Origin of the sequence: Micromonospora sp. NPDC049240 (assembly GCF_040647835.1) — a bacterium.
Taxonomy (GTDB): domain Bacteria; phylum Actinomycetota; class Actinomycetes; order Mycobacteriales; family Micromonosporaceae; genus Micromonospora.
This window is the reverse complement of sequence record NZ_JBEZCX010000030.1, coordinates 64,501-72,058: the sequence shown is the minus strand read 5'-3', so window position 1 is coordinate 72,058 and position 7,558 is coordinate 64,501. Positions and strand designations below refer to the sequence as shown.

At 71.5% G+C, this 7,558-nt stretch carries 8 protein-coding genes; 3 read left to right on the top strand and 5 right to left on the bottom strand.

The window, feature by feature from the left end:
- Positions 1 to 76 precede the first annotated feature (76 nt).
- From AB0B02_RS30405 to AB0B02_RS30390, 4 genes are all read right to left on the bottom strand, one after another.
- The gene (locus tag AB0B02_RS30405) at positions 77 to 1,117 is read right to left on the bottom strand and encodes an ABC transporter ATP-binding protein (protein WP_357306232.1); all 1,041 of its coding nucleotides are present in this window, start codon (positions 1,115 to 1,117) and stop codon (positions 77 to 79) included.
- A 15-nt stretch (positions 1,118 to 1,132) separates the two neighbouring features.
- A complete protein-coding gene (locus AB0B02_RS30400) occupies positions 1,133 to 2,122 on the bottom strand; it encodes an ABC transporter permease (RefSeq protein ID WP_281941404.1) in 990 nt (329 codons plus the stop codon).
- Between the two features lie 61 nt (positions 2,123 to 2,183).
- Positions 2,184 to 3,929: an ABC transporter substrate-binding protein gene (locus AB0B02_RS30395; protein ID WP_357306228.1), complete on the bottom strand. Its 1,746-nt coding sequence runs from the start codon at positions 3,927 to 3,929 to the stop codon at positions 2,184 to 2,186.
- 60 nt (positions 3,930 to 3,989) lie between these two features.
- Positions 3,990 to 5,009, bottom strand: a complete 1,020-nt coding sequence (locus AB0B02_RS30390) for an ABC transporter permease (RefSeq protein WP_281941408.1) — start codon at positions 5,007 to 5,009, stop codon at positions 3,990 to 3,992.
- Positions 5,010 to 5,419: 410 nt separating this feature from the next.
- On the opposite strand from AB0B02_RS30390, the gene AB0B02_RS30385 reads away from it, so the two are divergent.
- The 3 genes from AB0B02_RS30385 to AB0B02_RS30375 all read left to right on the top strand — a co-directional run bounded on the left by AB0B02_RS30385 (position 5,420) and on the right by AB0B02_RS30375 (position 7,067).
- A complete protein-coding gene (locus AB0B02_RS30385; RefSeq protein ID WP_357306224.1) occupies positions 5,420 to 6,289 on the top strand; it encodes a pentapeptide repeat-containing protein in 870 nt (289 codons plus the stop codon).
- A gap of 244 nt (positions 6,290 to 6,533) precedes the next feature.
- Complete coding sequence (locus AB0B02_RS30380; RefSeq protein ID WP_281941412.1) at positions 6,534 to 6,770, top strand: preprotein translocase YidC; 237 nt, start codon at positions 6,534 to 6,536, stop codon at positions 6,768 to 6,770.
- A 36-nt stretch (positions 6,771 to 6,806) separates the two neighbouring features.
- Complete coding sequence (locus AB0B02_RS30375; protein WP_281941414.1) at positions 6,807 to 7,067, top strand: hypothetical protein; 261 nt, start codon at positions 6,807 to 6,809, stop codon at positions 7,065 to 7,067.
- Here the strand turns inward: AB0B02_RS30375 and rnhA are convergent.
- Positions 6,986 to 7,552: a ribonuclease HI gene (rnhA, locus tag AB0B02_RS30370; protein WP_357306220.1), complete on the bottom strand. Its 567-nt coding sequence runs from the start codon at positions 7,550 to 7,552 to the stop codon at positions 6,986 to 6,988. The two genes, AB0B02_RS30375 and rnhA, sit on opposite strands and share 82 nt — an antisense overlap.
- Positions 7,553 to 7,558 lie beyond the last annotated feature (6 nt).

Sequence of the window (7,558 nt, the reverse complement as noted above, 5' to 3'; positions counted from 1 at the left end):
CTGCCGCGCAGCCCGTCCCGCACCGGGAAATGCTTCGTCAGCCCGCGCACCGACAGCAGCGGCTCGGTCTCGGTGCTCATCGGGCCACCCCCACCCGGGCGATCTCGTCGCGGTAGATCCGCTCCCGGTCCCCCGCCGACAGATGACAGGCGACCAGGTGCCCCGACTCACCGGCGTTCCGCAACCCCGGCGCATCGAGGCGGGAACGGTCGTCGGCCCACCGGCATCGCGGATGGAACGCGCACCCCGACGGCAGATTGATCAACGACGGCGGATTGCCGGGAATCGGCACCAGGTCCGCGTCACCGTGCAACGACGGCACGGACGACAACAGACCCCAGGTGTACGGATGCTGCGGCGAGCGCAACACCCGCGCCACACTTCCGTGCTCCACCGCCCGCCCCCCGTACATCACCAGGACGTCGTCAGCCACCTGCGACACCACACCCAGATCGTGGGTGATCAACACGATCGCCGAGCGGAACTCCTCCTGCAGATCAGCGAGGAGATCCAGGATCTGCGCCTGCACCGTCACGTCCAGCGCCGTCGTCGGCTCGTCCGCGATCAGCAGATCCGGGTCGTTGACCAGCGCCATCGCGATCATCGCCCGCTGCCGCATCCCACCGGAGAACTCGTGCGGAAACTGCTCGAACCGCTTGGCCGGCTGCGGGATGCCGACCCGGTCCAGCATGTCGACGGCCCGGCTGCGGGCCTCCCGCTTCCCCGCCCTCGGGTGATGCACCCGGTACGCCTCCGCGATCTGCCGCCCCACCGAGTAGTACGGATGCAGCGCCGACAACGGATCCTGGAACACCATCGCCATGTCCCGGCCCCGCAGCCGCCGCACCTCTTCCTCCGGCAGGCCGACAAGCTGACGCCCGCCCACCGAGATCTCCCCGGAGATGACCGTCCGCCTCGCGTTGTGCAGACCCAGGATCGCCAGCGAGGTCACGCTCTTGCCGGAACCGGACTCCCCCACGATCCCGAGCGTGCGACCCCGCTCGACGGCGAACGACACCCCGTCCACGGCCTTGACCACGCCGTCCTCGGTGTCGAACCGCACCCGCAGATCCGTGACGCGCAGGTACGGGTCCCGCGGCATCCGATGCTCGACCATGTCGACTCCTCCCGCTCAGCTCAACCGGACGCGCGGATCGATCACCGCGTACAGCACGTCGACGACGATGTTGGCGACCACGATGAACACGGCCGCCAGCAGCACGGTCGCCATCACCACCGGCAGGTTGAGGAACTGCACCGCCTCCACGGTGGCCTTGCCGAGTCCCTGGAGGCCGAAGATGGTCTCGGTGATGAAGGTGCCGCCGAGGCTGGTGCCGATGTCCAACCCGGCGATGGTGACGATCGGGGTGATCGCCGCGCGTAACGCGTGCCGGGTGTGCACCTGCCGCGCCGACAGTCCCTTCGCCCGGGCGGTACGGACGAAGTCCTCCGACAGCGTCTCCAGCATCTGCGCGCGGGACAGGCGCGCGTAGAGCGCCGAGTTGAGGAAACCCAACGTCATCCAGGGCAGGACCAGTCCGACCGCCCAGCGGACCGGGTTCTCGGTCAGCGGGGTGTAGCTGGGGAACGGCAGCAGCCCGGTGGAGTAGACGAGCAGGTAGAGCAGGATCAGGCCGAAGAAGTAGACCTGCATGGACGCCCCGGCGAGGGTGAGGCCGATGGCGGCCCGGTCGAACGCGGTACCGCGGCGCAGCGCCGACACCATGCCCAGCGAGATGCCGAGGGCCAGCCAGAGCACGGCGCCGCCGAGGACGATGCTGAACGTCACCGGGGCACGCTGGACGACGATCTCGGTGACCGGCTGGTTGTTGCGGAACGAGAAGCCCAGGCAGGGCGCCGGGCAGTCCTGCCGGAAGTCGCCCTCGCCGTAGCTGCGGCCGGCGAAGACGCCGTGGACGAAGTCGGCGTACTGGCGGGGCAGCGGCCGGTCGATGCCGAGCCGCTGTTCGACCTGGGCGATGTCCGCGGCGGTGCAGTTCTTGCCGCACATCACCTTCGCCGGGCTGCTCGGCACCGCGAAGAACAGTCCGAACGTGACCAGGCTGACGACGACCAGGGTCAGGACGGCGACGAGCAGTCGCCGGAGAACGAAACGGAGCACGGGAAACACCTCCCCCGGGTGGGGCGGGGGCGGCCGGCGTGGCCGCCCCCGCCGACGACGGTCACTGCTTCACGTGGATCCCGTTGAGCGAGATGATGCCGAACGCGTCGCTGAGGAAGGCGTTGCCGACCTTGGAGCCGTGCAGTTCGTAGGTGGCGTCGTAGTAGCAGGGCACGACCGGCGCGTACTCCTGCATGATGGTGCGGTCGAGGGCCATCCAGCCGGCGTCCTGCTCGGCGGCGGGCCGGCTGCGGACCCGGTCGATCTCCGCGCCGATCGACGGCTCGTTCAGGTACGACAGGTTCTGGTTGCCCTCGGCCACGATCTCCCGGCCGTCGTAGACCGGCGGGATGATCGTCGAGCCGGACGGGAAGTCCGAGCCCCAGCCGCTGAGGTAGATGTCGTACGGGTTGTTCCGGCGGCCGATCTCGTCGTAGTAGCTGCTGTTGTCGATCGGCTTCATCACGATGTCGAAGCCCATGTCGGTGAGGTTTTTGCGCAGCGCCTCGGCCTGCTGGGTGCGCAGCTCCAGGTTGGAGTGGGCGAGCACCAGCTTGGGACGCTTGCCGGCCAACAGCTCGGTGACCTTCGCCCGGTCGCCGGTGACCGGCGCGTTGAACAGGTCGTACTTCTGGAAGCCAGCGGTGGTCGGTGACATCAGGGTGGTGGCCGGGGAGCCGGCGGCCTGCCCGCCGAGCACCTTGAGCAGCGCGTCCTTGTCCACGGCGTAGTTGAGCGCCCGCCGGACGGCCAGGTCGGTGACCCGCTGCGTGTTGATGCTGAGCACCCAGGTGTACTGGGTGGGGCCCTTGACCACCCGGTCGGCGACGCCGGAGCCGGTGGTGCGGGGCAACACGGACGGTGGCACGTCGGCCCAGCTCAGCGCCGTCTGGTCGGCGGGTCCGTCGGCGACCAGGCGTTCGGAGATCTGGGCCTGCTCCAGCCCGAACGTCACCCGGATCGCGTCCGGGTACGCGTTGCGGATCGGGTCGGTCGCCGCGTCCCAGTGGGGGTTGCGTTCCAGTTCGAGCGCCACGTCCCGCTGGTAGGACTTCACCCGGTACGGGCCGGACGAGAACGGCCGCAGGTCGTAGTTGGCCCGGGTGTCCTTGGCGGCCGGCACCGGCGCGCTGGTGGGCAGCGCGGCGGCGTACGGCAGGTCGCAGTGCGGCTGCGGGAACGTGAACCGGATCGTCCTGTCGTCGGGGGTCTCGACGCCGTCGGGCATCGGCCGGCCCCCGTCGTACGGCCCCTGGTAGCTCGCGTTGTAGGTGCCGCCCGGGTAGAGCCACTGCTGGATGTAGTGCGGGCCCTCGTTGAGCGCCGACGCGAACGACCGGGCGATGCCGTGGGCGACGTCCTTGCTGGTCACCGCCGAGCCGTCCTCGTACTTCACGCCGTCGCGGAGGGTGAACTCCCAGACCTTGCAGTCGTCGTTGACGTCCTTGCCGGGGTTGGTCGCCAGGTCGCCGACGAGCAGCAGCTTGCCGCTGCCGTCCTCCTTGTAGCCGTTGAGCGCCCGGTAGAGCTGCCCGCCGGTCACCTGTTGCGTGTTGACGTAGTTGCGGGCCGGGTCGAGGTGTTCGAAGTCGGCCGGCTGCATGACGGTCAGCGTGCCGCCCCGGGCGGCGCCGTCGACGGGTTTCGCCGGGCCCTGGTTGTCGGCGGCCTGGTAGGAGATCGAGCCGCTCTGGGTCTTCGTCTGCTGGTCCTCGCCGTCACCGCCGTCGGTGGTGGGGCTGCAACCGGCGGCGACCAGCGCCGCCGCGGCGAGGACACCGGTCAGTGTCCGGGTTCGGGTACGCACGGAGTGCTCCCTTCCTGCCCGGCGGCCCCCGCCGGCCGGGCATGTGGTGGCCGGGTGGGACTACCGGGTGGAGCGGGGATCCAGCGAGTCGCGCAGCGCGTCACCGAGCAGGTTGAACGCCAGGACCAGCAGGAAGATCGTCAACCCGGGGAACAGGGTGTACCAGGGGTCGCTCGCGACGTAGCCGATGCTGTTGAAGATCATGCGGCCCAGGTCGGGCGTGGGTTCGGTGACGCCGATGTTGACGAAGGCCAGCGCCGCCTCGATGGCGATGAACTGGGGCACCATCAGCGAGACGGTGACCAGGATCGGCGCCCAGATGTTCGGCAGGAGCTGCCGCAGCAGGATGTGCCCGGTGCCGGCGCCGGCGGCGCGGGCCGCCTCGACGAACTCCCGCTCCCGCAGCGAGATCACCTGCCCGCGGACCAGCCGCGCGGTGTACGTCCAGCTGAACAGCCCGAAGGTGGCGACGATCAGGGCCACCCGGAACGCCGGCGACGGGGACTCCCGGTCGGAGTAGAAGCGGTCCTGGAGGATCGGGATCACCGCGAGCGCGAAGATGAGGAACGGGAACGCCAGCGTGAGGTCGACCAGCCAGTTGACGACGCTGTCCAGCCAGCCCCGGGCCCAGCCGGCCAGCACCCCGACCGCGACCCCGATGACCGAGGCCAGCAGCGCCGAGGCGAACGCGATGAACAGCGACGTACGCAGGCCGTACACCAGTTGGAGTGCGATGTCGCGGCCACTGCCGGGTTCCAACCCGAGCCAATGGTCGGTGTTGATCCCGCCGGCATAGCCGATCGGCATTCCGAAATCGTTGAGCCGGTCGACGAACTTGTCCGTGGGGTCGATCCCGGTGAGGTGGCCCAGCAGCGGCGCGCCGAGCGCGACCACGGCGGCGACGGCCAGCGTCACGGCGCTGGCCCGGGCCGTGCGGTCCCGCTTCAGCCGCAGCCAGGCGAGCTGGTTGGGCGACCGGCCGACGATCTCCGGGCGGCCGGCGGCGGTTCCGGCCACCGGTTCCGGAGCGGCCGGGTCGACGGGTGTGGCCACCGACGGCGGATGGGAAAGGTCGCTCATGAGGATCCTCCCGGGGAACGAAAATGTCCCTGCCATCTGACGGTAATGCGAGTCGGAACGGTGAAAAGAATCGTTACGGTAACGGCCGTTCCGGTTGTCGGACATCGACAACGATCTGGCCTACGGAATGCATCGGCGCAATAACGGCGCTATCCGGTTGTCAACCGTTCAGCCATTCGTGCCGCTGATTCTGCAATGCGTTGCCACGGATCACGGCCACGGTTGTCACCCGTTCAGCCATTCCGCGCCCCGGCCGGCGCCGGTCATGCGGTTGACCGCGTTCTCCGCCCGATTCGTCGCCGCCACCCCCGTGATCACCGGCGGAGACGCCCGGGTGGGGTGCGGGACGGGGCGGGGTGGGCGGACAATGGGGCCGGGCGGCGCTGGGCGTGCGGAACGGGGACAGCGTGGTGACGACCGAAGGGGTCGGGGCGGGCGTGGGTCGGGAACTGCGGGCGGACTGCGCGCGCTGCGCCGGGGTCTGCTGCGTCGCGCCGGCGTTCGCCGCCTCGGCCGACTTCGCCGTCGACAAACCGGCCGGGCAGCCCTGCCCGAACCTGCGCGCCGACTCCCGCTGCGGCATCCACTCCGAGCTGCGGGAACGCGGCTTCCCCGGGTGCACCGTGTTCGACTGTTTCGGCGCCGGCCAGCACCTCACCCAGGGCACGTTCGCCGGCCGCGACTGGCGGGCCGATCCGGTCACCGCACGGCGGATGTTCGACACGTTCGCCGTGTTGCGGCCGTTGCACGAGCTGCTGTGGTATCTGACCGAGGCGGTGCGGATCACCCCACCCGGTCCGCTGCGCGACGACCTGGTCGCCACGCTCGACGAGACGGGCCGGCTCACCGACGGCACGCCCGACGACCTGCTCGCCGTCGACGTCGACGCCCACCGGGGCCGGGTCAACCGGCTGCTGTCGAGCGCCGGCGAGCGGGCCCGTGCCGGCCGCGCCGGCCCCGACCGGCGGGGCGCGGCGCTGATCGGCGTCGACCTGCGCCGCGCCGCGCTGTCCGGGGCGAACCTGCGCGGCGCCACGCTGATCGGCGCGGACCTGCGCGGCGTACGGCTCGGCGCCGCCGACCTGACCGGCGCCGACCTGCGCGGGGCGGATCTGCGCGGCACCGACCTGAGCGGGTGCCTGTTCGTGCACCAGTCCCAACTCGACGCCGCCCGCGGCGACCAGCGCACGCTCCTGCCCGCCGGCCTGCACCGCCCCACCCACTGGTCCCCCACCCCGCTCCCCACTCCCACCCGCCCTCCCCGCCGCCGCCCCCGGTGATCAAGGAGATCGCCGAACCTCCCCACGCGCTCCCGCGCGACCAGCCACCCCGCAGCGCACGCCGGCGTGTTGACCAAGGAGTTCGCGTCGGGAAGCCCGCCACGTCGAGACGCAATCTTCTTGATCGACGACCACCGGCCGGGGGGTGGGGTGGGGGGTGGGGTGGGGTGGGGTGGGGTGGGGTTTTGGTGGGGGTGGGGCGGGTAGGCGGCGGCACGGGTCGACGCGATCGGGAGGCGCAACGATGGGATATCGGGCACGCGACGGTGAGGAACCCGTCGACCCGGCGCACGCCGAGGACGCCGCCGGTCAGGCCCGCCTGGTGCAGGTCGCGGCGGACACGGACGTGCCGGCCCCCGCCCCGGACACGCCGGCGCCGGACGAGGTGACCGAGGACGACGGGTCCGGGATGGCCGGCGGAGCGTCCGGCAGCAGCTCGGGCGGCTCGTCGATGCCGACCCACCCCGACGCGGCCCGCTGAACGTTTGCCGTCACCGCGGGCGGGCAGGAGTGCGACATGACCAGTGAAGAGTCCTTCGGCCGCGCCGCCGGCGACGAACCCGACGGCGCCACCGCCCACGAGGCGTCCCTACGCCCGCCGGGCGAGTCCCTGCACACCACGAACGACACCGGCGACGACTTCGCCGACCTGCCCGCCGAGGACCGCCGCTCGGCGCAGGACACGAGCCGCGCCGGCTACGACGTCGACGCGGTCTCCGGCACCGGCGACCCGGCCGACGAGCCGGAGGAGATCGAGGAGGGCCGGCCGCTGCGCTGAGCCGCGCGCGGGGCGGCCGGTGCGCCGGCCGCCCGCGCCTCGGTCATCCCCCGGTTGGCCAGCGCGTCGGCGCGTTCGTTCTCCGGGTGCCCGTTGTGGCCCTTCACCCACAGCCAGGTGACGTCGTGGCGCGCGCAGGCGGCCTCCAGCCGCTGCCACAGGTCGGCGTTCTTCACCGGCTGTTTCGCGGCGGTGCGCCAACCGTTGCGCTTCCACCCGTCCACCCAGCCGGTGATGCCGTTGCGCACGTAGGTGCTGTCGGTGTGCAGCCGCACCGTGACCGGCCGGGTCAGGCTCTCCAACGCCCGGATCGCGGCGGTCAGCTCCATCCGGTTGTTGGTCGTCGCCGTGGCCTCGCCGCCGCACAACTCCCGCTCGTGCCCGCCCCAGCGCAGCACCGCGCCCCAGCCGCCCGGCCCGGGGTTGCCGCTGCACGCGCCGTCGGTCCAGATCTCCACGACCCGGCCGCTCTCCGCCTCCACCATGCCCGG

What these genes read in the sequence shown, in the direction of transcription:
- AB0B02_RS30405 (WP_357306232.1), bottom strand. Translation starts at nt 1,117, where the DNA reads ATGGTCGAGCATCGGATGCCGCGGGACCCGTACCTGCGCGTCACGGAT.
- AB0B02_RS30390 (WP_281941408.1), bottom strand. Translation starts at nt 5,009, where the DNA reads ATGAGCGACCTTTCCCATCCGCCGTCGGTGGCCACACCCGTCGACCCG.
- AB0B02_RS30380 (WP_281941412.1), top strand. Translation starts at nt 6,534, where the DNA reads ATGGGATATCGGGCACGCGACGGTGAGGAACCCGTCGACCCGGCGCAC.
- AB0B02_RS30375 (WP_281941414.1), top strand. Translation starts at nt 6,807, where the DNA reads ATGACCAGTGAAGAGTCCTTCGGCCGCGCCGCCGGCGACGAACCCGAC.
- rnhA (WP_357306220.1), bottom strand. Translation starts at nt 7,552, where the DNA reads ATGGTGGAGGCGGAGAGCGGCCGGGTCGTGGAGATCTGGACCGACGGC.